The organism is Paracoccaceae bacterium Fryx2 (genome assembly GCA_032334235.1).
Lineage (GTDB): Bacteria > Pseudomonadota > Alphaproteobacteria > Rhodobacterales > Rhodobacteraceae > JAVSGI01.
The window spans coordinates 1-22,356 of record JAVSGI010000003.1; the positions used below are offsets into that span (position 1 = coordinate 1).

At 67.5% G+C, this 22,356-nt stretch carries 20 protein-coding genes; 10 read left to right on the forward strand and 10 right to left on the reverse strand.

All coding sequences use genetic code 11. The features are described 5' to 3' along the window. Positions 1 to 784 (forward strand): hydroxymethylglutaryl-CoA lyase (locus RNZ50_00890; protein MDT8853609.1); only part of this gene is annotated, 784 nt, incomplete at its 5' end. Then, positions 781 to 1,566, forward strand: coding sequence for a crotonase/enoyl-CoA hydratase family protein (locus RNZ50_00895; GenBank protein MDT8853610.1), 786 nt, complete (start codon positions 781 to 783; stop codon positions 1,564 to 1,566). The genes RNZ50_00890 and RNZ50_00895, both read left to right, overlap by 4 nt. A gap of 7 nt (positions 1,567 to 1,573) precedes the next feature. Here RNZ50_00895 and RNZ50_00900 read toward each other — a convergent pair whose 3' ends face one another. The 3 genes from RNZ50_00900 to RNZ50_00910 all read right to left on the reverse strand — a co-directional run bounded on the left by RNZ50_00900 (position 1,574) and on the right by RNZ50_00910 (position 4,039). Beyond that, on the reverse strand, positions 1,574 to 2,842 hold the full coding sequence (locus RNZ50_00900) for a glycerate kinase (GenBank protein ID MDT8853611.1): 1,269 nt from the start codon (positions 2,840 to 2,842) through the stop codon (positions 1,574 to 1,576). Further along, a complete protein-coding gene (locus RNZ50_00905) occupies positions 2,836 to 3,114 on the reverse strand; it encodes a hypothetical protein (protein ID MDT8853612.1) in 279 nt (92 codons plus the stop codon). The genes RNZ50_00900 and RNZ50_00905 overlap by 7 nt, the downstream gene beginning before the upstream one ends. A gap of 256 nt (positions 3,115 to 3,370) precedes the next feature. Further along, the gene (locus RNZ50_00910; protein MDT8853613.1) at positions 3,371 to 4,039 is read right to left on the reverse strand and encodes a helix-turn-helix domain-containing protein; all 669 of its coding nucleotides are present in this window, start codon (positions 4,037 to 4,039) and stop codon (positions 3,371 to 3,373) included. A 99-nt stretch (positions 4,040 to 4,138) separates the two neighbouring features. On the opposite strand from RNZ50_00910, the gene RNZ50_00915 reads away from it, so the two are divergent. From RNZ50_00915 to RNZ50_00925, 3 genes are all read left to right on the forward strand, one after another. Further along, on the forward strand, positions 4,139 to 4,861 hold the full coding sequence (locus RNZ50_00915) for a DUF1428 domain-containing protein (GenBank protein MDT8853614.1): 723 nt from the start codon (positions 4,139 to 4,141) through the stop codon (positions 4,859 to 4,861). A gap of 492 nt (positions 4,862 to 5,353) precedes the next feature. Beyond that, positions 5,354 to 6,580, forward strand: coding sequence for a glutathionylspermidine synthase family protein (locus tag RNZ50_00920; GenBank protein MDT8853615.1), 1,227 nt, complete (start codon positions 5,354 to 5,356; stop codon positions 6,578 to 6,580). Positions 6,581 to 6,595: 15 nt separating this feature from the next. Continuing rightward, the gene (locus tag RNZ50_00925) at positions 6,596 to 7,180 is read left to right on the forward strand and encodes a DUF1190 domain-containing protein (protein MDT8853616.1); all 585 of its coding nucleotides are present in this window, start codon (positions 6,596 to 6,598) and stop codon (positions 7,178 to 7,180) included. 192 nt (positions 7,181 to 7,372) lie between these two features. On the opposite strand, the gene lysM is transcribed toward RNZ50_00925, so the two are convergent. Next, entirely contained in the window at positions 7,373 to 7,801 is a 429-nt protein-coding gene (gene lysM / locus RNZ50_00930; GenBank protein MDT8853617.1) for a peptidoglycan-binding protein LysM, read from the reverse strand. 531 nt (positions 7,802 to 8,332) lie between these two features. Between lysM and RNZ50_00935 the strand changes: the two genes are divergently transcribed. Both RNZ50_00935 and RNZ50_00940 read left to right on the forward strand, forming a co-directional pair. Further along, a complete protein-coding gene (locus RNZ50_00935; GenBank protein MDT8853618.1) occupies positions 8,333 to 9,184 on the forward strand; it encodes a L,D-transpeptidase in 852 nt (283 codons plus the stop codon). Further along, a complete protein-coding gene (locus RNZ50_00940; GenBank protein MDT8853619.1) occupies positions 9,181 to 9,972 on the forward strand; it encodes an extensin family protein in 792 nt (263 codons plus the stop codon). The genes RNZ50_00935 and RNZ50_00940 overlap by 4 nt, the downstream gene beginning before the upstream one ends. A gap of 212 nt (positions 9,973 to 10,184) precedes the next feature. Here the strand turns inward: RNZ50_00940 and RNZ50_00945 are convergent, their stop codons facing one another. From RNZ50_00945 to RNZ50_00970, 6 genes are all read right to left on the reverse strand, one after another. Further along, positions 10,185 to 12,140: a PBP1A family penicillin-binding protein gene (locus RNZ50_00945; GenBank protein ID MDT8853620.1), complete on the reverse strand. Its 1,956-nt coding sequence runs from the start codon at positions 12,138 to 12,140 to the stop codon at positions 10,185 to 10,187. A 422-nt stretch (positions 12,141 to 12,562) separates the two neighbouring features. After that, a complete protein-coding gene (gene hpxZ, locus RNZ50_00950; GenBank protein MDT8853621.1) occupies positions 12,563 to 12,946 on the reverse strand; it encodes an oxalurate catabolism protein HpxZ in 384 nt (127 codons plus the stop codon). Between the two features lie 61 nt (positions 12,947 to 13,007). Next, a complete protein-coding gene (locus RNZ50_00955; GenBank protein MDT8853622.1) occupies positions 13,008 to 13,478 on the reverse strand; it encodes an ABC transporter substrate-binding protein in 471 nt (156 codons plus the stop codon). Further along, positions 13,379 to 14,440, reverse strand: a complete 1,062-nt coding sequence (locus RNZ50_00960) for a calcium-binding protein (protein MDT8853623.1) — start codon at positions 14,438 to 14,440, stop codon at positions 13,379 to 13,381. The genes RNZ50_00955 and RNZ50_00960 overlap by 100 nt, the downstream gene beginning before the upstream one ends. Positions 14,441 to 14,527: 87 nt before the next feature. Next, a complete protein-coding gene (locus RNZ50_00965; GenBank protein ID MDT8853624.1) occupies positions 14,528 to 15,685 on the reverse strand; it encodes a HAMP domain-containing sensor histidine kinase in 1,158 nt (385 codons plus the stop codon). A 380-nt stretch (positions 15,686 to 16,065) separates the two neighbouring features. Next, the gene (locus RNZ50_00970) at positions 16,066 to 16,719 is read right to left on the reverse strand and encodes a class I SAM-dependent methyltransferase (protein ID MDT8853625.1); all 654 of its coding nucleotides are present in this window, start codon (positions 16,717 to 16,719) and stop codon (positions 16,066 to 16,068) included. 739 nt (positions 16,720 to 17,458) lie between these two features. Between RNZ50_00970 and istA the strand changes: the two genes are divergently transcribed. The 3 genes from istA (at position 17,459) to RNZ50_00985 (ending at position 22,192) form a co-directional block, all read left to right on the forward strand. Beyond that, on the forward strand, positions 17,459 to 18,967 hold the full coding sequence (istA, locus tag RNZ50_00975) for an IS21 family transposase (protein MDT8853626.1): 1,509 nt from the start codon (positions 17,459 to 17,461) through the stop codon (positions 18,965 to 18,967). Then, the gene (istB, locus tag RNZ50_00980) at positions 18,964 to 19,779 is read left to right on the forward strand and encodes an IS21-like element helper ATPase IstB (GenBank protein ID MDT8853627.1); all 816 of its coding nucleotides are present in this window, start codon (positions 18,964 to 18,966) and stop codon (positions 19,777 to 19,779) included. The genes istA and istB overlap by 4 nt, the downstream gene beginning before the upstream one ends. A 217-nt stretch (positions 19,780 to 19,996) precedes the next feature. Continuing rightward, the gene (locus RNZ50_00985) at positions 19,997 to 22,192 is read left to right on the forward strand and encodes an EAL domain-containing protein (GenBank protein MDT8853628.1); all 2,196 of its coding nucleotides are present in this window, start codon (positions 19,997 to 19,999) and stop codon (positions 22,190 to 22,192) included. The last annotated feature ends 164 nt before the right edge of the window (positions 22,193 to 22,356 follow it).

Here is a 22,356-nt window from a genome sequence, read left to right on the forward strand (position 1 = left end):
CACCGCCGACAAGATCGCGCTGGTGGACCTGCTGTCGGATTGCGGCCTGCGCCGGATCGAGGTGACGAGCTTCGTCAGCCCGAAATGGGTGCCCCAGATGGCCGATGCCGCCGAGGTGCTGGCCGGGATCGTGCGGCGGCCCGGCGTGTCGTATGCCGCGCTGACCCCGAACCTGAAGGGGTTCGAGGCGGCGCTGGCGGCGGGGGTGGACGAGGTGGCGGTGTTCGCATCGGCGTCCGAGGGGTTCTCGCAGGCCAACATCAACTGCTCCATCGCGGAAAGTCTGGAGAGGTTTGCCCCGGTGCTGGCGGCGGCGCGGGTGGCGGGGATGCCGGTGCGCGGCTATGTTTCCTGCGTCACCGATTGCCCGTTCGACGGGCCGGTGCCGCCTGCCGCAGTCGTGCGGGTGGCGGTGGCGCTGCGCGACATGGGCTGTTTCGAGGTGGCTTTGGGCGACACCATCGGCCACGGCACGCCCGACAGCATCGTCCGGATGCTGGATGCGGTGCTGGAAGCCCTGCCCGCCGGGCAGTTGGCCGGGCATTACCACGACACGCAAGGCCGGGCGCTGGACAACATCGCGGTGTCGCTGGACCGGGGCTTGCGGGTGTTCGATGCCGCCGTGGGCGGGCTGGGCGGCTGCCCCTATGCGCCGGGGGCGGCGGGCAATGTGGCGACCGAGGCGGTGGTGGCGATGCTGGAGGCGCGCGGCCATGCCACCGGGATCAACCGCGCGAAACTGGCAAGGGCCGCCGCCTTTGCAAAGACGTTGAGGACAGCATGAGCGGGTATGAAACCCTGTCGGTCCGGCAGGATGACCGGGGCGTGGCCTATGTCGCGCTGAACCTGCCCGACCGGCGCAACGCGCTGTCGGCGCAGATGATTGCCGACCTGACCGACATGGCGCGCACGCTGGGCGCCTCGCCCGACACGCGGGCGGTGGTGCTGTCGGGCGCGGGCAAGGTGTTCTGCGCGGGTGGCGATCTGGGCTGGATGCAGGCGCAGATTGCCGCCGACCGCGCGGGGCGGATGGCGGCGGCGCGCACCCTTGCCATGATGCTGCACGCGCTGAACGAGATGCCCCGGCCGCTGATCGGGCGGCTGCATGGCGGGGCGTTCGGCGGCGGTGTGGGCCTTGCCTGCGTCTGCGACGTGGCTGTGGCCGGGGCGGGCACGCAGTTCGGGCTGACCGAAACCCGGCTGGGGCTGATACCGGCCACCATCGGCCCCTATGTGCTGGCGCGGATGGGCGAAGGCCACGCGCGGCGGGTGTTCATGTCGGCGCGGATATTCGGGGCCGACGAGGCACGCGCGCTGGGCATTGTGGCGCGCGTGGTGGCGGACGACGCGCTGGATGCCGCCGTCGAGGCCGAGGTGCTGCCCTATCTGTCGGTTGCGCCGCAGGCTGTGGGGGCCGCCAAGGCGCTGGCCCGCGCGCTGGGGCCGCGGATCGACGCGGGCGTGATCGACGACACCATCCGCCGACTGGCCGACACCTGGGATGGCGAAGAGGCCGCGCATGGCATCGCAGCCTTTCTGGGCAGGACCCCGCCGCGCTGGGCTTGAGCGCCGGTCAGGCGGGCAGGATCAGGATGGCGCGGAAATCGTTGACGTTGGTCAGCGTCGGCCCGGTGATCACCTGTCCGCCGATGGCGGCGAAAAATCCGTGTGCGTCATTCGCGGCCAGGGCCGCATCGGGGTCGCGGCCAACGGCACGGGCGGCGGCCAGCGTTTCCGGGCCGATGCACGCGCCCGCAACTTCGGCGGCACCATCGACGCCGTCGGTGTCGCAGGCCAGCGCGTGGATGCCGGGGGCGCCCTGCAAGGCCAGCGCCAGCGCCAGGCAGTATTCGGCGTTCGGCCCGCCGATGCCGCTGCCCCGCCGCGTCACGGTCAGCTCGCCGCCCGAGAGCAGCAGCAGCGGGGCGTCGCCGGGGCGCATTCCGGCCTGAAGGCGCAGGGCTTCCGCGCCGTGACGGGCGGCGACCGCGCGCGCCTCGCCTTCCAGCGCGTCGCCCAGCAGGCGGACCTCGCAACCCGCGTCGCGCGCGAGGTCCGCCGCGGCGGCCAGCGATTGCGCGGGGGCGGCGATGATGCGGTTTTCCGTCCGGCTCAGCCGCAGGTCGTCGGGCGGGATGACCGACGATCCCGCCGCCAGCGCGGCGCGCACCGCATCGGGCACCGGCACCTGCCACTGGTCCAGGATCGCCGCAGCCTCGGCCGGGGTCGAGCCTTCGCCCACCGTGGGGCCCGAGCCGATGAAGGCCGGGTCGTCGCCCGGCACGTCGGAAATCAGCAGCGTCACGAGCCGCGCGGGCCAGGCCGCCGCCGCAAGCTGGCCGCCCTTGACGCGCGACAGGTGCTTGCGCACCGTGTTCATCCTGTCGATCGGCGCGCCAGAGGCCAGCAACCCGGCATTCAGCGCCTGCTTTTCGGCCAGGCTGACGCCCGGAGCCGGTGCCACCAGCAGCGCCGATGCCCCGCCCGAAATCAGCGCCAGCACGAAATCATCCTGATCCAGCCCCGCCAGCAGCGCCAGCATCTGCGCCGTGGCGGCGAGCCCCGCGGCATCGGGCACCGGGTGCGCCGCCTCGACGATCCTGATCCCGCGGCAGGGGCGGCCGTAGCCGTAGCGGGTGATCACCAGCCCCTCGCAGGGGCCCCAGGCGGCCTCGACCGCCTCGGCCATCCGGGCCGATGCCTTGCCGGCACCCACGACCACCACCCGCCGGTCGGGCCGGGGCGGCAGATGCTGCGCCAGCATCTGCATCGGGTCGGCCACCGCAACTGCCCGGTCGAACAGTGCGCGCAGGAAGGGTGCGGGGGTCCGGGGTGTCAGCATGGGCTGCCCCGGAGGCCGGAGACGCGACCCACCTTCGCAGGACCGGTGAACCGCGGCACGGCGCGGCGAACCAGTCCCGCCCCCACCGGCCCGGTCTCGCGCGCCCGCAGCGTTTCGGCGTGTCCGGCCTTGCCCCGACCGGCCTTCGCCTGTCGGGGGATCGGGCGGATTTCCATCCGGGCCGGCGGGCTGGTCCGCGACAGCAGGCCGAGGGCGGTCAGCGAAACCCCGGCCTTGCGCGTCACGTCGATGATGGTCGGTCTGCGGCTCATGTCTCATCCCCCGATCAGGCAAGCCCTATGCCGTGCAAGGTCGGCAGCCGCCGCTTCCGCGCCCCGGCCGCGCGTCCCGGTCGGCATAGCAGAATCCGCCGGTCCCGAACAGTGACGCGGCCAACGCGGGCCAAAAGGTATCGTGCCACCGGCGGAATGGTCTTGCCAGGCTTGCCGCGCGCGAATGGTGGCGCAAGCGTGAAGGTTCGCGACTGCGGGCGTCGGCCCCGGTTCGCCGTGACCGTCCCGCCCTGGGTCAGGCCAAGGGGTCCGGCTGCGCCGCCAGAGCGAACAGGTCGAGAAACGCCTGCGCGGCGGCCAGGTCGCCCTCGGCCCGGACGACCCCCTGTGCGGCCAGAAACGACAGGGGCGCGGGGCCGTAAACCGCCCTCGCCAGCGCGTTGCCGCTGCCCGACAGGACAAAGGGCGCCTGCGGGCGCAGGACGGCCGCGGTTTCCACCCGCCGCCCCCGCACCTGCATCTCGAAGGCCTCGCTGCCGAAATCGAAGCCTGCCACCCGGTCGCCCCCCAGGGCACGGCCGCGCACCAGGGTCACGCCCATCGAGATCATCAGCGCCGAAGGGCTGATGTGCCGGACGGGGTCGTGCCCCGGCACCGTCAAGGCCCAGCGGCACAGGGATTCCAGCACCGGCAGCAGCCCCCGCCCGGCATCGGTCAGCGCATAGATGCCAAGCCTTTCGTCATGCCCGACGACCGCCGCAAGCTGCAACTGCGTCAGCCGCCCGTTCAGCACGCTGGCCGTGATGCCGGGCAGACCGGCGCGGATCATCTGGAACCGCTTTGGTGTGAACATCAGTTCGCGCACCACCAGCAGCGCCCAGCGGTCACCGATCAGGTTCAGCGCATGTGCCGCCAGGCAACCTTCGTCATAGCGAATGCGCGGGGATCTGCCTTTGTCTTTCATGTTTTCCTACTATCAGTTGTAATTTGCTACTGCAATCGGCAAGATCGGACCGGGGGCGGGATTCGCTCCTCAGGGGCCCGCAGGGGAGGAAAATGCGAGATGTCCTATTACACCGGTTCGATCGCGGCGGTTCCGACCGCAAACAGGCAGGAATACATCGACCACCTGTCGGCCGTCTGGCCGCTGTTGCGGTCCTGCGGTGCGTCGCGCATGGTCGAGACCTCGGGCGTGGACGTGCCGCGGGGCAAGGTGACCGATTTCTATCGCGCCGTGGATGCGAAGGATGCGGAAACCATCGTCTTTTCGTGGATCGCCTGGCCTGACAAGGCGACCGCCGACGCCGCCTGGGAAAAGCTGCAGCGCGACCCGGCGATGCAAGCGGCGCCGGCGCTGCCCTTCGACGGGGCACGGATGATCCATGGCGGGTTCTCGCCGGTCTTCGCGCAGGGCACCGACGACGGCGCGGGGTATTTTCAGGGGTTCGCGCTGGCTGTGCCCGAAGGAAACAAGGGTGCCTATGCCACCATGGCCGCCGAGGGATGGCAGATGTTCCACAAGCGCGGCGCGCTCGGGATGATCGAGGGCTGGGGCGTGGACGTGCCGCGGGGCAAGCAGACCGACTTCTACCGCGCCACCGGGGCGCTGGACGGCGAAACCCCGGTTTTCAGCTGGATCGCCTGGCCGGACCGGACCACCTGCGACGCGGCCGCCCTGGCGATGCAGGCCGACTTCGGCGACATGGACATGTCGGCCATGCCGTTCGACGGAAAGCGGGTGATGTGGGCGGGGTTCGAGCCGATCTTCGACCCCAAGGCCGCGTGACCCGCGCGGCGTGCCGGTGGCGTTCCGCCTGCACCGAGCACCTGCCGACATCCCGCAAAGCGGACGCTGTGCCCTGCTGGCCGACCTGCAGGGCACGGGGCTGGGCATACTCCGACCCGACATGAGCGCCACGTCGGCGGCCGAGAGTGCCAGGGCCGAGGTCGGCGAAGGCGCAGCCAGTGGCAGGCGAGGCATGGCAACTGGCGCGAGCTGATGTCCACGACCCCGAAGCGGGTTCGCCGCCCATTCGGCGCCGGTCGGCTGCGCCCTTGGCTACGTGATGGATATGGTCGCAATGGGCACCTGCCAGCTTTCCCGCCGCAAGGGTGTCTTCACCGGCGGCATGACCGGCCTTGGCAATGCCCCGGCGCCGCACTGGCTGCCCTGTTTCGGCATGGACGGCAGCTTTTATAACGAGATCGTCGCGATGAAAGCACTGGCCGAATGCGGTGCGAAGGATTACCTCCACATTGGCAGGCAGACAGGACGAAGATGCAGAAAGTTCACCTTCCCGAACGCCCCGACTGGCGCAAGCAGGCGGCAGACGTGGGTTTCACATTCGCGGACATGCACGGCGAGCCCTATTGGGACGAAACCTCGGCCTATCAGTTCACGTTGCACCAGATCGAGGACGACATCGAAGACCCCGCGACCGAGCTGCACGCGATGTGCCGCGAGGCGGTGGCGACCATCGTCGCCAGCGAAGACCTGATGACCCGCCTTGCGATTCCGCCCGGGCATCACGATCTGGTCGCGGCAAGCTGGCAGCGCGGCGACCCCGAGATCTACGGGCGGTTCGATCTGGCCTATGACGGCGGCGGCCCGGCCAAGCTGCTGGAATACAACGCCGACACCCCGACCTCGCTTTACGAAAGCGCGTCGTTCCAGTGGCAGTGGCTGGAGGATCAGATCGGTCTGGGCGCGCTGGCCCCCGATGACGATCAGTTCAATGGCATCCACGAGGCCCTGGTGGAACGGTTCCGCGCGCTGTTCGCGCCCGACACCGACCTGCATTTTGCCGCCGTGGCCGGGAACCCCGAAGACTATGCCACTGTCGAGGCGATGGCCTGGGCCGCGCGCGCGGCCGGGCTTGGCGCGCATTACACCGACCTGGACAAGATCGGCATCAGCGAGGACGGCCAGTTCACCGACGCCGAAGACCGGGTGATCGGCATCCTCGTCAAGCTTTACCCGTGGGAAGACCTGCTGCGCGACGATTTCGCGCGCCACCTGAAAACCGCGGGCTGCCTGTTCCTTGAACCGGCCTGGAAGGCGGTGCTGTCGAACAAGGGGCTGCTGCCCGTGCTGTGGCAGATGTTCGAAGGCCACCCCAACCTGCTGCCTGCCTTTTTTGAAAGCGACGTGCGCGACGCCCTTGCGGGGCATGGCCCGGCGGCGGGGGGCGTTGCAGCCGCCTTCGACCGGGCGGCGCCGCTGCTGCGGCAGGGGCATGTGGTCAAGCCGCTGTTCTCGCGCGAGGGGGCCTCGATCACCATCCACGAGAACGGCCGCATCACCGAAACCTCGCCCAGCAACGCCTATGCCGACCACCCGAAGATCGTGCAGGCCTATCACCCCCTGCCGGTGTTCGACGGTTTCCGCCCGGTGATCGGCGCCTGGATCGTCGGGCAGACCTGCGCGGGCATCGGCATCCGCGACGACCGCTCGCGCATCACGCAGGACCTGTCGCGCTTCAAACCCCATTTCATCCGAGACTGACCGGAAGGCCGCAACATGACCAAACGCTCCCGCACCGTTGCCCTGTTCATCCTTGGGGCCGCCGCCTTCGCCCTCGCGGGCTGCCGCGAGGAGGAGATCGACGCCCAGGCATTTCCCGATGCCCAAAGCTGCAAGAACGCTGCCAATGCCACCGGAGCCTTTTCGTCGTCGGACTGCGACACGGCCTTTGCCGCCGCGCAGCAGTTGCAGGCCGAAAGTGCCCCGCGCTACGACAGCCTTGAGGTCTGCGAAGAACAGCACGGGGTTGGCGAATGCGGCGACGAAGCGCAGGTCACCGGCGCATCGGGCGGGGGCAGCATCTTCATGCCGCTGCTGGCGGGCTACCTGATCGGCAACATGCTGGCGCGCGGAGCCGCCCCTGCGGCGGTGCAGCCGCTTTACAAGACGCCGGACGGCAAGTTCACCAATGCCACCGGCTCCAGCACCTACCAGACCAACTCGGGTCAGGGAAAGCTGGCCCCGTCGCATTTCGCCAAGGCCCCCTCCACGATCGGCAAGGCCCCGATGACCAAGGCGACCGTCGCCTCGCGCGGCGGCTTCGGCGGCGCCGCCACCGGCCGCACCAGCACCGGCGGCTGATCGCCCCGCCCGCCTCGTGCGGCGGGCGTGGTCGATTTCCGGCCCGGGCCCGGCGTAGCGACCGCCGGGGCCAAGTTTCTGACAAACCCCGCAGATTTCCGTCGATGACACCGCCCCGCTTCGCCGATCGCAAAGGGTGGGGCCGCAAACCGGCCTCACCCCCTCACGAGAACGGTCCGGTTCAGCGCGACACTAGGCCGTCTTTCCGCCCGGGATGCGCAACACCTGCCCGGGGTAGATCTTGTCGGGGTGGCTCAGCATCGGCTTGTTGGCCTCGAAGATCTCGCCGTAGCGGTTTGCATTGCCCAGTGTCTTCTTGGCGATACCTGACAGGGTGTCGCCCTTCTCGACCGTGTGGAACATGGCCTCTTGCGTCAGATCGTCCTCGACTTCGGCCACGCCCACCACGTTGCCCACGGCCAGAATGACCTTTTCGCGTTCTTCCGCGTTCATGCTGCCGCCGGAGATCGTGACCTTGTCACCTTCGACGGTGATCTCGGCGCCTTTGGTATCAAGCCCCAGGTCTGACACTTCCTTCTGGAGTGCAACCGCCGTCGGTGCGCGTTCCTCGTCGTCGGAGATCGTCTTGCCGGATTTCTTCCAGAAATTGAAAAGTCCCATGTGCTCGTCCTTGTTGTCGTCAGCCCCAGGTGGACTGCCGAAGTACAACCTTGTTGCCCGGTAGCGAGTTCCGGGCAGGAATGCCAAGACATTCTGCCGATTGCGTGGCCGGACCGTTCGGCGGCATCGGCGGCAGGCGCGGGCCAGCCTCGCCGGGCCGCATCGTCCTGGACGATTTCCGGGTGCCCCCGGCCCGTTCAACGGCCGAAGGGCGCGGAAATCCCCTGGAAAACGAGGCCGACCCCGGCGGGGGCGCAAACGAATGATTTCATCTGCTTGACGCCTGCGAAGATCACATGCATCCAGATGCCACGCGCAGGACCACCGGACATCCGAGGTCACGGTCAGAACGTGCGGTTTTCCACGAAACAGTCGATCCTCGCGAACCAGTCGGTTGCCAGGCGCCAGTAGGAGTACACCTTGAGGGTCTTCATGCGTTCCATCTTGTCCTGCGTTCTTCTTCTGGCAAGCAGCCCGGCATTTGCCCTTTCACCCGATCAGATCGAAAGCGCGACTTTCGATGGTTCAGACTTGCCGGACGGGCAGTCCGGGCTGACGGTAAAGCTGCAGGTCCTGCTTGATCGTGCGGGCATTTCTCCGGGAATTCTGGACGGCTACAAAGGCGAGATGAGCGAAAGCGCGCTGCGCGGATTTGAAGAGCGTCATGGCCTGCCAGTCGATGGCATTCTGGATGCTCAGGTGTGGTCTGCGCTGATCGGCATCGACGCGATGCCAATTCTCGCTCCCTATACGGTCAGCGCCGAAGATGTCTCCGACCTGACCGAGTCGATACCCGACCACGTGGCCGAAAAGGCCAAACTGGAAAAGCTCGGCTATCTGCGCGTGACCGAGCGTCTGGCCGAACGCTTTCACATGGATGAGGACTTTCTGAAGGCCCTGAACCCGGATGCCACATTCCAGGAGGGCGGCTCGATCTGGGTTGCCGCCCCCGGTGGCCGGATGGAGGCCGAGGTGGCGCGGATCGAAATCCGCAAGTCGCAACGCCGCGCCGTGGCGTTCGACGCGGAGGGGCGCATGGTCAGCAATTATCCGGTCGCGATCGGTTCGACACAGACACCGTCGCCCGAAGGCCTTGTCGAAGTGGTCGCCATCGCGATGGACCCGACCTACAGCTATCTGCCGGAAACCAATTTCGTCGTGGATGGCGTGACGGAGTCCCTGATCCTGCCCGCCGGGCCGAATGGCCCCGTGGGATCGGTATGGATCGACCTGTCCCGGCCGACCTACGGGTTGCACGGCACCGATACGCCGGCAGCCCTGTTCCAGACTGTAAGCCGCGGCTGCGTGCGCTTCACCAACTGGGACGTGGAAGAACTGGCCCATCTGGTGAAGCCGGGCGTGACGGTGGAATTTCTGGAATGATCCGCGCTGCGGCGATGGCGCTGGCGATGGCCATCGCCCTGCCCGCGGCCGCACAGGATGCGGCACCGCTGGCATCCGAACGGCCGAAACCAAGACCTGAACCCGGGCCGGACGTTGAAGCCCCCCGGCAGGCATCCCCCGAGGAGGCCGCTGACAATGGCACCGGCACGGCTGATCCGCCCACCGAAGCCAGGGAGGCAGGACGGCGGGACGTGCTGCGCCTTGACGATGCAAGCCAGGCATCATGCCTTGCCGCGCTGCGCGATCTGGGAGTCGTCTTCCAGGAGGTCGCGGCGGTCGTGCCGGACGACGATGCCGACTGCGGCATCCTGCAACCCGTCAAGGTCAGCGACATCGCGCCGGGTATCACCCTGATCCCCGAAGCCGTCGTGCGCTGTCCGACGGCGCAGGCCATGGCGGCCTGGGTGCAGGACTTCGTTCTGCCCGCCGCCGCCCGGCTGGCTGATCGCGGCGCGCTTGTCGCGATCGAAACCGGCACCGGCTACGACTGCCGCCGGCGCAACGATCAGGCCGACGGAGACCTGTCGGAACACGCCTTCGGCAACGCCTTCGACGTGATGGGCTTTCGGTTCGAACAGGGTCCGCCCTTGAGGATCGAGCCCCGCGCCGCGCAGGGCGACATGGCCGAAGCCTTTCAGGCTGCGGTGCGCGCCTCGGCATGTCTCGATTTCGCGACGGTGCTGGGGCCGGGGTCGAACGCCTTTCACGATGATCATCTGCACCTCGATATCCTGGTGCGAACCAACGGATTCCGGCTTTGCGAGTAGGCACGGAAGACCCGCGCTGAAACCCGGCCCCGATTCCCCCCCCCGCTGCGGCTGCGCAGGACCAACGGCGCCCGTGCCTGTGACCACGGGCGGACACATGTCGCCGGGCGGCATGGCGATACGCTGGGTGGGGCCATCGTTGCGACGACAGCGGGCGATGTTTCGGCATGGGGTTCGGACAAAGGAAACGCCCCCCGTGCAGGCGGGGGCGCCTAGCGCTTCTTGCCCTTGTCCTTCTTGCCGGATCCGCGGCCTTTCTTGCCCCGGCCCTTGCCGGCACCAGGGTTTGCGCGGTCGATACGCAGTGGAGCGCGGTTGATCACCAGAGGCGGGGCTGCGACCGCGTCCTGCAGACTGGTCGCCCCGATGTCGAGAGGGGCGAGTCCGGTTTCCTCTGCCATGAAGGCCTGCCAGATCCGCGCCGGAAGGTCACCCCCCGTCACGCCGGGCATGGGCGTGTCGTCGTCGTTGCCCACCCAGACCCCGACCACAAGCTGATCCGAAAAACCGACAAACCATGCATCTCGGTGGCCCTGGCTGGTGCCCGTCTTGCCCGCGGCAAAGCCATCAAGTGCGGCCTTGCGCCCGGTGCCCTTGCGCACGACGCCCTCAAGCAGCCTGACAAGGTCTGCATGATGATCGAGAGGCTGCGTGGCCTGATGCGGAAGCGCGGCAAGCAGCCCGCCCTTGCCCGTCGTCGGTGCAAGGCTGGAGATTGCCCAGGGCTGAATCGGCATCCGGCCCGCAGCGACCGAGGCGAACGCACCGGTGAGGTCCAGCAGACCGACGCCGGATGTGCCAAGCGACAGGCTGAGATTGCGCTCCAGTTCGGCATCGATGCCAAGGTCACGTGCTGCCGTGATGATGTCGTCGATGCCAACGTCCTGCGCCAGACGCACGGTCGCCGCGTTGAGCGACCGCGCAAACGCCTGATCCATCCGCACCCGGCCGGCGTAGGCCCCACCGTAGTTTTCGGGCCGCCAGTCGCCGATCTCGATCGGGGTGTCGAGCAGAACACTGTCGAGCGTCCAGCCGTTTCGGAGTGCTGCCAGATAGACGAACAGTTTGAACGTCGATCCGGGCTGGCGCCGCGCCTGAACCGCCCGGTTGTACTGGCTGGTCGCATAGTCCCGGCCGCCGACCATCGCCACCACCGCACCGTCCAGTGTCATCGCAACCAGCGCCACCTCTATCGGGCTGCCGTCCGTCGTGTCGGCCAGCTTCTCGGCAATCACGCGTTCTGCCGAAGCCTGCGATTCCGGGCGGAGCGTTGTCTTGGCGCGGACCGACCCCAGAGCGGGCCCGACCATCGCCGATGCCTCGCTCAGGATCCAGTCGGAAAACCAGCTTCCGCCGTCCCGGCGGGGAGCATTGGTGTTGGGCGTCGCGGGCGAAGTTCGCGCGGCCAATGCCTCGGCTTCCGTCAGCACGCCGGAATCGACCATGGCACCCAGCACCACACTGGCGCGTGTCTGCGCGTCTTCCAGGTTGTGCAGCGCATTGGCCTTTGACGGCGCGCGGATGATGCCGGCCAGCATGGCGGACTCGGCAAGGGTCAGATCGCTGACCGATTTGTCGAAATAGGCGAGCGCCGCCGCCCCGATGCCGACAGCGCCGCCGCCGAAATACACGGTGTTCAGATAGCGCGTCAGGATCTCGTCCTTGGACAGCCGCGCTTCCAGCCGCAGCGCGATCAGCGCCTCATCCGCCTTGCGCTTCATCGTGCGTTCACTGGTCAGAAACTCGATCTTGGCAAGTTGCTGGGTGATCGTGCTGCCGCCCTCGACCACGCCATTGGCGCGGACATTCCGCCAGGCCGCGCGCGCCACCCCGCGAAGGTCGATGCCCCCATGATCGAAGAAGCGCCGGTCCTCGATGGCCACGATGGCCTTGACAAGGTGATCGGGAAGGTCCGCCCTGCCCGCCGGGGTGCCCCTCAACTCGCCGCGCAGCCCGATCAGGGTGCCGTCGGCGGCTTCGACGATGACCGCCGGTGCGGCTTCGGTTCGATCGGTGGCAAGATCAAGCGGCACGGCATAGACCAGCCACGCCAGGGTGCCCCCGCAGACAAGCGCCGCGACCAAGGTCAGAGCCAGGGCAGCTTTCAGAACCTGTCGGGCACGACGCCGCACGGGGCGCAAGGCGGCGGGAGGCGGATCTTCGGTCATGTCACCCTTGCCCTGAAAGCGGCGCGCTCGTTTGGTACGAACGTCTGATGTGCCGGATTTCTTCATGTTGCGTGAAGAACTGACAGAGCAACCCCGCAGACGCGGCGGGCCCGCTGGTCGCTCCGCGCGAGCCGTCCGCCCTTTGGCCCCGCAAGTCAACGCGAAGTTCTTGCCGGGATTGTCCACCGCCCGTGGATGCAATCACGACTTCGTTTTTTCTTCATTCACGAGCGTTGCGAAGGCGCCCGATCCGCCGTGAGGGTGGCGCTTTTCCCGGCACCGGGCGGCAGACCTTGTTCGGCGCGGCACCGAAGGCTGCAACGCCTGTTCAAGGCGGATCGGCCGAACCTGCTCCGGGGTTTCGCGCTTCGCCTGAGTGCCTGCCTGGCCAGGCAGCTGCCGGTTCGCCGGGGCGGTTCACGTCAGACGGTCACGCCCAGAAGACTCGCGTGGGCGGAAACGATCCGCCAGCCGTCCGGCGTGCGCAACAGGGTCTTGGTCTCGCGGCCGGGACGGTCCTCGCCGTCGCGCTGGTATTCGGCATTGGCCGTGGCGAAATCGTCGCCGTAAGTGGTGATGATCACGTTCAGGAGCCTGCGTCGGAACGGGCCAAGCCGGCCGCTGCGGCGAAAGTCGGAAATCGCCTGCCAGCCGCGCAGGTTCTCTCCGACGCCGTAGCGGGTCGTGCAGGCGTGGTTCCAGAACAGCTCATCCATCACCGGAATGTCGCAGGCCTGAAGGGCCGCTTCGTAGCGTTCGAACACGGCCAGCACTTCCGCCTGAACCTCGGGCCGGTTGATCTCCATGATGCCTCCTGCGGGTGCGAAAGGCCGGGGGCGATGCCGTGCGCCGCCCCCGGTGCTGCGGTCAGGTGAAGCTGGCGAATTGCAGGCGCAGCGCCCCGTCAGGATACTGGACCCAGTCGAGGTTTGCGGTCGAGGCTTGCAGGGTTGCCGGATGGGCCAGGAACAGCATCGGCGCCTCGTCGACGATCAGGCGCTGGATTTTGCCGTAAAGCTCCGCCCGGGTGGCTGGATCGCCGGACGCACGCGCCTCGTTCAGCATCTGGTCGGCCTCGGCGCTTTGCCAGCCGGCAAAGTTGTTCGGCCCGTCCTGCGTGAAGTAGTTGAACATGTTGCCGTCCGGGTCGGACCGTCCCGACCAGGGCGACATGCACAGGTCGAACTCCCGCCCGCGCAGCACGGTGATCAGGCTGGTCGCGTCGATCTGGTTGATGGTCACCTCGAAGCCTGCTTCCGCGACCTGCGCCTGAAGGATTTCTGCGATCCGCACGAAGATCGGCGAATTGGTGACCGTGATCGACACCGCGACCGGCATCGCGACGCCGGCCTCCCCCAGCAGCGCCTTGGCCGCCGCAACATCGCCGCGCACATCACACCCAGCGAGGCTGCGATCTGGATGGTGTCCTCAGCGCGGAAATCCTCGATTTCGTCACGACCGGCCGTGAAGATGAACAGATCGGCCCCGGCCCCGCCCGTCAGCGTGTCGTTGCCGGCGCCCCCGTCCAGCGTGTCGTTGCCGGCCCCGCCGTAAAGATCGTCACGCCCGGCACCATCCAGAAGCCGGTCGTTGCCTTCGCCACCGTAGAGATCATCGCTCCCGCCGTCGCCGCTCAAACGGTCATCGCCGTCGCCGCCCTCGAGATCGTCATTCCCGGCGCCGCCGAACAGCGTATCGTTGCCGACACCTCCATAAAGATCGTCGTTCCCGCCCAGACCGCGGATCAGATCGTTGCCCCCCAGACCGGCGATCCGGTCGATGCCGCCGTTACCGGTCAGCACGTCATCGCCCCGGGTCGCACCGCCCGGTGCGGGTGGAGGGGGAACGGGCGGGGCCGCGGCGAAGCCGAACTGGGCGGCGCTCAGCTGGCCCATCCGGACATCCTCGAGCAGAAGCATGTTGCCGCCGCCAAAATCGAACAGCGTGCTGTCGCCACGCTCGGCGGGCCGCGCCAGCGCCATAAGCGCCGAGAAGCTCGTGATCCCGAGCGCGGGGTCCATTTCGATCCGGTCCTCTGCCCGCAGACCCTCGATCCGATCCTGACCGGCACCATAGCGGAACACGTCGGCCCCAGCCCCGCCGTTCAGCTCGTCGTCCCCCGCGCCGCCGTCGAGGATGTCGTTTCCGTCACCGCCATACAGATCATCGTTGCCGCCCATTCCCAGCAGGGTATCGTTGCCTGCCCGACCCTCGATATCGTTGCGGGCGTCGTTGCCGGTCAGCATGTCGTTTCCGGGCGTGCCATAGATTTCCATCTGACTGTTGCCTCCTCTGGTCATCGTTGCCTGACCGGAAGGAATCACCTCTCCGGCCATGACCAGACTGATGCCCGACTCGTCTGACCGCAGTCTGACGAGGTTGCCGCGTCAGGCCGCCGGAAAGCCTAGCTGAAAGATCGCGCCCTGACCGGGTGCCGGACCAGCCGTGACCGTGCCGCCATGGGCCCGCTGGATGCGCGCGACAATGGCAAGGCCAGGCCCTGCCCCACCCCGGGCTGCGCCCTTGCCGCGGCGGAAGGGTTCGAACAGATCACCCGCCCCGTCCGGCAGGCCCGGGCCATGGTCGCGCACCGCAATGTCGGGCCCCGGGCCGACCCTTACCTCGATGCGGCCGGGCGCATGGATGATCGCGTTCTCGATCAGATTGGTGAGCGCCAACCCGATGGCGCTGCCAGACCCGCGCACGAGCAGCGGTCCTTCGGCCGGAAACAGGTCGATCTCGGCCCCGTTTGCATCCGCATAGGGCACAAGCTCGGTCACGACACGGCGCGCCACGGCATTCAGATCGGCGCGCTGGTCGTCGGTGATCTCGAGCCTGTCGGCACCGGCCGAGGACAGGAATTGCGTCACCATCCGCGAAAGGGCCCGCACGTCCCTGCGGACGAGGTCGAAGGCCGGGCCGGCGGGCAATTCGTCCAGGCGCGCGACAAGCACCGCGACCGGCGTGCGCAGGGCATGGGCCGCCTCGGCCGCGCGGCGCTGTTCGGCGCTCAGTTCCGCGTCCAGACGCGCGATGCTGCGACGCACGGCCTCGGTCATGTCAAAGATCTCGGCCGGCGCGTCGGTCTGATCCAGCGGCGGCACCACGCGGCCCGGCTCGATCGACCGCGCCCAGGCGGCAGCCTTGGCCACTGGTCGCAACGCACGCCGCAGGGTCAGCAGCGTTCCGCCGATAAGCAGGGCCGCGATGGGCAAGAGCGGCAGCCACACATGCCCGCGGAACTCGTCCCAGACCTCTTTGCCCAGCAGTTCGGCCGGATCGGCGGCCATGAAGAGAACCACGCTGACCGGCGGCGCGCTGTCGGCGACGTTGTGCGTTGCCACGACCGGCAGAAGCCCCACCCCATTCGGCCAGGCCAGCCAGTCGGTGGCAAAGGGGCCGGGGCGCAGCATGTCCGGCGGGATAAGCCCCAGATTCCGGCCGTCGATCACCGCTCCGTCCGCCTCGATCAGGGCAAAGGCATAGGCTCCGGGGTGGTCGATGTAGATCTGGCCGGGGTCGGACACCAGCGCAGCCGCCTGCATGATCTTCGACGAGCAGCGTTCTCATGACGTGATCCCAGAACCTCAGATGGCCGTTCCGCCCGCTGACATGATAGCGCATCACGCCTTTGACCAGAGGAGGTCAGACGCCTGTGCCATCCGCTCCGACGAATGGCCGTTCCGCGAGCGAGGCGCGGGGCGGGGACACCCGCTGAACGGCTGCTTGCCGCCCATAGCGTAGGTGTGCCGAACGCGCGCGAGGTTGGCGCCGTTCCAGTGTCCGGTCTGACCAGGTTGCGTCTTGTCGAGGGTCCGGGCGTGGCCGCCGGCCAAGCCCTGCCAGTGAAAAGTGCATCGAGATTGGTCGGCGCCAGTTTCGGGCGCCGACAGGGGGCGGGTTTCCGGTGCCGAGCGTCTGGCACTCAGGGCGCCGCTTCGGCCTGCATCCGCGGGCCATACGTCGGCCTGCGCGCGACGAAGTAGGGGTTCTGGCGATGGGCGCCGAAGGTGCGCTGGTCGACGATGTCGAAGCCCGCGTCGTGGAAAGCCTGCGTGAGTTGTGCCACGCTCAGCGCCGCGGCGGCCGGGAACAGGCCGAAGGCGTGCAGCACGCGAAACAGAAGGCGCAGCTTCAGCCCCATGTCGGCAAAACACCAGGTCTTGCTGATCAGCAGCCCGCCGGGCTGCAGATGGGCGTGGATGAGGGCCAGCGTGCCGGGCAGATCGCCCACCAGGTGCAGCACGTTGAAGGCGCAGACGGCGTCGAACGGGCCGCCATCGAACGCATGTTCGGCGTCCGTCACGACGAACCGCAGGTTGGCCGGTCCCGGTTTGGCCGCTGCGATGCGGACCATCTCGGCCGAAAAGTCGGTCGCGGTGAAGGCGGCCACCCCGGGGGCGAGGCGGATCGCAGTTCCGCCGGTGCCGCAACCGATCTCCAGCACACGGTCGCTGGCGCGCAGGCGCGAGGCGGCATCGGCCACCATCGCGTCGAAGGCAGCGACATCCTTGATCGGCCGCGCTGCATAACGCCTGGCGATCCTGTTCCAGAACTTCTGGTCCCTGGTCTGTGGCATGGGTGTTTGTCACTTTCAATGTTGCAGGGCACGCAGATTTGGCATCGCCCCCGGTCGACCGGATCAGGAACGCGCAAGCCGCGTGCTCGTCGTCATGCCCGTGAGGCGCGGCCGGGGGCAAGGTGCCCGCGGCCAGCCCTGCGGCGGCGAGTGCCGGGTCGGAAGTGGCGGCGGCGAAGGGGTGGATCGCCACGTCCTTCAACCCCGCCGAGAAGCCGCCGCGACATCTGGCATGAAGGTCCACGCGCTGTCTGTGATCTGGTCACAATGGCGGGAATTGGCCGTGGCCCGGCCGCTGGTGCAAAAGGCCGCGCGCAGCGCCCCGGCGTGGCGGGAGCCGCGCGGCCGGTGGTGACACTGGGCGGCCCTCGTCGATCTTCGGAGCAGGTTCGGGTTGCGAGACTTTGAACCGGACAGAGATGACGATGGCCTTCACTGTGAAGGAGGCGCATGTCGGCCTTGTCACAGCTGGCCGATGTTCGTCCGGGCCTGTATGCGCGCGAGCCAGAATGACTTCCGACCTGCCGTCGCCGAACCGGCCATGCTCTGAATCTGCCCAGGATGTTGCGCGACAACCATCTTGGCCGGTGCCGACAACCACCTTGGCCGGTGGGGCTGAACGGAAGACGGGCATGCCCGTCTGGAGGGCAGCCCCACCGGCCTGATTGATTTCGGGGAAGGTGCTGGTCGCTGCGGGTTGGTAAGCCGGGTTCCTCTGCCGTCAAACGGAGGATCCGGGTTGGCCTACAAACCCATCAACGACCAGCAATTGAGATTATACATGTCCGACCTCCGATATCACAGTCAGCGCACGTCGGCCGCCCGCGCCGGGTTCAGCGAGCGCACGGCCCGACGGTTCGATGCCAACCCGACGCTGCCCTCGAACCGCAAGATCGTTCACGGGCGCACGGTGGCCGATCCCCTCGAAGGCTTTTGGGAGGGCGACATCCTTCCCTTGCTGGAGAGGGACAGCGCCTTGCAGGCCGTCACCCTGCTGCGCCACCTTCAGGGCCTGCATCCGCTGGCCTTCCCCGATGACCGCATCCGGCGCACCCTGGAACGGCGGGTGCGGCAGTGGCGGGCGCTGAACGGACCCGAGCGCGACATCATCTTCCGCCAGACGCCGGAGCCGGGCCGCATGGCCCAGTCCGACTTCACTCATGCCGAGGAGCTGGAGGTGACGATCGCGGGCCAGCTATTCCCGCATCTGCTCTACCACTTCGTCATGGTCTACAGCCGGTGGGAGCATGTCGGGGTGGTCCTGGGCGGGGAGAGCTTCACGGCCCTGGCCGAGAACCTGCAGCAGGCGCTCTGGTCGCTCGGCGGGGCACCACAGGAGCATCGCACCGACAGCCTCTCGGCCGCTTTCCGCAACCTGACGGCTGACCAGCGCCAGGATATCACCACGCGCTACAATGCCTTCGTCGGCCATTACGGCATGGAGGCCAGTCGCAACAACCGCGGGGAAGCTCATGAGAACGGCGCGGTGGAATCCCAGAACCGGCACCTGAAGAAGGCCATCGAACAGGCGCTGATCCTGCGCGGCAGCCGCGACTTCGCCAGCATCGAGGACTACCGCCGCTTCATCGACATTCTGGTGGCACGGCGCAACCGGCAGCGGGCGGCGGCCACGCAGGTGGAACGGGCGCATCTGAAGCCCCTGCCGCGCCGGCGCACCACCGACTTCACCGAGATCGTGGTGCCCGTCACCCGCACCAGCGGCTTTCTGGTCAAGAGCATCTTCTACAGCGCCCCGTCGCAGCTGATCGGGCAGCGCTTGCGGGTCCACCTTTACGACGATCGCCTTGAGGCCTTTCTCGGCAGCACCCTGGTCGTCAGCCATACAAGGGCGCGTGGTCGCGGCGACGGCCATCGCGTGCATGTCATCAACTACCATCACGTCATCCATGCCCTGCGGCGCAAACCGCAAGCCCTGTGGAGTTCGATCTACCGCGACAGCCTGTTCCCGCGGACCGAATACGCTGCAGCCTGGCAGGTGCTGCAGCGCGATCTGCCCCGCCGCGACGCCTGCCGCCGCATGGTCGACCTGCTGTTCATCGCCCACGACCGGGCCTGCGAGGCGGAACTGGCACATCTGCTGGCAGCAGAATTGGACGCGGGCCGGGTGCCCGATCCCGGACCTCTGGCATCCTGCCTGAACCCGCGGCAAACGGCGCTGCCGAGAGATGTTGCCGTCGCCCATCCCTCGCTCGACAGCTTCGATGCCCTTCTGGGAGCCTGCGCATGACCTCCCGCGAGATCGACATCCACACGCTGCCCGGCATGCTGACCGCGCTGCGCCTGCCCAGCTTCCACAAGCTTTGGGCCGACATCGCCACCCGTGCCGACACCGAAGGCTGGCCCGCTGCCCGCTTTCTGGCTGTCCTCGCGGAATACGAACTGGCCGAGCGCGACATGCGCCGCATTCAGCGCCACATGAACGAGGCACAGCTACCGGCTGGCAAGACGCTGGCGACCTTCGACTTCAAGGCGCTGCCAACCCTGCCGCGCGCCCGGATCGAGGCCTTGGCGGCCGGCGACTGGCTGGAGGGTGGCGGCAATCTGATCGCCATCGGCAATTCCGGCACGGGCAAGACGCACATTCTCTGCGCGATAGGCCATGCCCTGATCGAGCGGGGACACCGCGTGTTCTATACCCGCACCAGCGATCTGGTGCAGCGACTTCAGGCCGCCCGCCGCGATCTGGTGCTCGAAGCCGCGCTCGCCAAGCTCGACAAGTTCGACCTGATCATCCTCGACGACATCACCTACGCCCACAAGGATCAGGCCGAAACCGGCGTGCTCTTCGAACTGATCGCCCGGCGCTACGAATACCGCAGCATCGCCATCGCCGCCAACCAGCCCTTCAGCGGCTGGGACCAGATCTTCCCGGACAAGGCGATGACCGTCGCCGCCATCGACCGGCTGGTTCATCACGCAGCGATCCTGGAGATGAATGCCGAAAGCTTCCGCCAGCGCGCGGCCGCCTCCAACAAAGAGGCGCTGAGCAGACCGCCAACGACAACCATCGCCGACAACAAGGACAAAGGAGAAGGCTGAGCGAAAAACAATTCCAGATACGCCAACCCAGCGGCCTAAAACCGGCCAACGTGGTTGACGGTCACGGACATGCTGGTTGACGCGCTACACCAGGAATCAATGAATCTGGATCATACCATTATCTATTCACTCCGCAGGCATTTGGTGCGCAGTATCCTGCGATTCGGCGAGACACGGCGGGATCTGACGGAAAACTGATCTTGCCGGGGAATTGACGATGAAGACCAACACGGAAAGCTTCTCGACCAGGATAATCGCGACCATCCTGATCACCACAGCGGCAGTAACGCTAGCCGTCGCCCTGCTTGCACTTCAGGCAACGCGCGAGGTGGATGCGGATGCGATCGAACGACAGAAAACCTTCGTGGCGCGCGGCCTGAAGACGGAACTCGACCGGATCCCGGGCGAACAGCAAGCCTCGACGATCTGGGACGAGGCCGTTCGCAGGGTGCGCGCCGACGACCAGGACTGGATGGACGGCAACATCGGCATCTGGATGCACGACTTCTACGGTCACGACCTGACCTACGTTCTGGCACCGGACGGACGGCCGATCCATGGCGCAAGCGCCGGCAGGCGGATGGCACCCGAGGTCGCGGCGCAGATGGCACAGCCGCTGGCCGATCTTGCCCGCCAGACGCGGATGCAGATGGCCAGCGCGCAGCGCAATGCCGAAGATCCCGGCGAAGCCGTGCTTGGCCTTTCGACCACCGCGGTGTTGAGCCTCGGCAAACAGGCGGTCCTTGCCTCCGTCACGCCAATTGTGCCCGACACGCCGGCCGTGACGCAAACCGCAGGAAGCGAGTATCTCCATGTCGCCGTGCAGTATGTGGACGACGCTCTCGCCGCCCGGATCGGGGAAAGCTTCAGCCTTGACGATGCAGCCGTCATCACGTCGGAACCGGGCGCGGCGCTGGCAAGCTACCCTGTAGCCGATGCGGCGGGCAATCCCGTCGCAATGTTTGCCTGGACCCCGGACCGGCCTGGCCTGCGGCTGGCCCGGGAAATGGCACCGGTGTTGACCTTCTTCGGGCTGTTCTGCCTGTTTGTGCTGGTCAGCCTGATTGTGCGGCTGCGGAAGTCCTCGCGCCATCTTCAGGAAAGCGAGGCGGAAGCGCGGTATCTGGCGAACCATGACTCGCTGGCGGGCCTGCCGAACCGGATGCATTTCGAAGACCGGCTTGAGCAGGCACTGGAAGCAGAACAGGTCGGGGGGCCCACGGTGACGCTCCTCAGCGTGGATCTCGACCACTTCAAGATGGTGAACGATACCATGGGCCATGCCGCCGGCGACGAGTTGATCCGTCAGGTGTCAACGCGGATGCTCGCCCATGTCCGCGAGGCCGATACCGTTGCCCGGCTTGGCGGCGACGAATTCGGCATCGTGCTGGTGGGCATGGGCGGGGGTGAAGCGCTGCTCTCGTTCTGCGCGGGCCTGGTCCACATTCTCTCGCTGCCGTACCAGCTGGAGGCGGGACAGGCGCATGTTTCGGCCAGCATCGGCGTGGCGGCGGGCAAGGAGGTTCGCGGCGGGATCGAGGCGGTCCAGCGATCGGCCGATGCCGCGCTTTATCGCGCCAAGGCCGATGGCCGCGGCCGCTACTGCATCTTCACGGAACAGATGGACGACGTGCTGCGCCGTCGGCACGATATCGAAAGGAACCTGCGGGCGGCCCTTCTGTCGGGTGACCAACTCGACGTGGCATTCCAGCCGATCTTCAACGTGGATGGCACGCTCTTCGGCGCCGAGGCGCTGGCACGCTGGCCGGGGGCCCCCGGCGGCCCCCTGTCGCCGGACCTCTTCATAGCCGTCGCCGAGGACTGCGGCCTGATCCAGCAGCTTGGCCTCTGGGTTCTGAAAGAGGCCTGCGCTTTCGCTTCCACCTCCGGGCTCCCGAGGGTCTCCGTAAACGTGTCGTCGGTCCAGCTCCGCTCGGCTGATTTCGCCGCCGAGGTGCTGCAGGTGCTGTCGGAGGCCGGGCTGCCGGCAGCCCGGCTCGAACTTGAACTGACAGAGCGCTCTGCCCTCGATTCCGGTGCCACAACGCACCGGAACCTGAAGGAACTCAAGGTCGCCGGGGTCTCGGTCGCGCTGGACGACTTCGCAACCGGCAAGTCGCTTTTGCAATACGTGCGCGACTTCGACATCGACGTGATCAAGATCGACCATTCCTTCGTCAGTCGGCTGGGTTCCGTCGACGGCACTGACCAGGTGGTGCGTGCGCTCGTCGATCTTGGCCATGCCATGGGGCTCCAGATCGTTGCGGAAGGTGTCGAGACCGAGCAGCAGCGCGAACTGCTCATCGCGATGGGCTGCCATATCTTCCAGGGTTATCTTCTGGGTCGGCCGATGAGCCGGACCGCCTTCACCGCGTTTCGCCCGACCGGGGGAATACCGCGCCTGACCGCGTGACGGTCAGGCTGCATCGGGCACGCCACGCTCACGAATGACGGCACACGATGCCGATCGACCGCTTTATTTCGGGGCAAGGCAGGACAGTTTCCATTGCTGCCGGGGTCCTGGTCCTGTTCGAGGTCATGGGGCGCATCAGGATGTCCGGGCCGGATGCCTGCAGG

Bases quoted from the DNA above. Each gene is read 5' to 3' on its own strand.
- istB (MDT8853627.1), top strand. From the start codon at position 18,964: ATGACCTCCCGCGAGATCGACATCCACACGCTGCCCGGCATGCTGACC.
- RNZ50_00905 (MDT8853612.1), bottom strand. From the start codon at position 3,114: ATGAGCCGCAGACCGACCATCATCGACGTGACGCGCAAGGCCGGGGTT.
- RNZ50_00925 (MDT8853616.1), top strand. From the start codon at position 6,596: ATGACCAAACGCTCCCGCACCGTTGCCCTGTTCATCCTTGGGGCCGCC.
- RNZ50_00910 (MDT8853613.1), bottom strand. From the start codon at position 4,039: ATGAAAGACAAAGGCAGATCCCCGCGCATTCGCTATGACGAAGGTTGC.
- RNZ50_00970 (MDT8853625.1), bottom strand. From the start codon at position 16,719: ATGCCACAGACCAGGGACCAGAAGTTCTGGAACAGGATCGCCAGGCGT.
- RNZ50_00955 (MDT8853622.1), bottom strand. From the start codon at position 13,478: ATGCCGGTCGCGGTGTCGATCACGGTCACCAATTCGCCGATCTTCGTG.
- RNZ50_00895 (MDT8853610.1), top strand. From the start codon at position 781: ATGAGCGGGTATGAAACCCTGTCGGTCCGGCAGGATGACCGGGGCGTG.
- RNZ50_00940 (MDT8853619.1), top strand. From the start codon at position 9,181: ATGATCCGCGCTGCGGCGATGGCGCTGGCGATGGCCATCGCCCTGCCC.
- RNZ50_00985 (MDT8853628.1), top strand. From the start codon at position 19,997: ATGAAGACCAACACGGAAAGCTTCTCGACCAGGATAATCGCGACCATC.
- RNZ50_00945 (MDT8853620.1), bottom strand. From the start codon at position 12,140: ATGACCGAAGATCCGCCTCCCGCCGCCTTGCGCCCCGTGCGGCGTCGT.
- hpxZ (MDT8853621.1), bottom strand. From the start codon at position 12,946: ATGGAGATCAACCGGCCCGAGGTTCAGGCGGAAGTGCTGGCCGTGTTC.
- lysM (MDT8853617.1), bottom strand. From the start codon at position 7,801: ATGGGACTTTTCAATTTCTGGAAGAAATCCGGCAAGACGATCTCCGAC.
- RNZ50_00965 (MDT8853624.1), bottom strand. From the start codon at position 15,685: ATGCAGGCGGCTGCGCTGGTGTCCGACCCCGGCCAGATCTACATCGAC.
- RNZ50_00915 (MDT8853614.1), top strand. From the start codon at position 4,139: ATGTCCTATTACACCGGTTCGATCGCGGCGGTTCCGACCGCAAACAGG.
- RNZ50_00960 (MDT8853623.1), bottom strand. From the start codon at position 14,440: ATGACCAGAGGAGGCAACAGTCAGATGGAAATCTATGGCACGCCCGGA.
- RNZ50_00900 (MDT8853611.1), bottom strand. From the start codon at position 2,842: ATGCTGACACCCCGGACCCCCGCACCCTTCCTGCGCGCACTGTTCGAC.
- RNZ50_00920 (MDT8853615.1), top strand. From the start codon at position 5,354: ATGCAGAAAGTTCACCTTCCCGAACGCCCCGACTGGCGCAAGCAGGCG.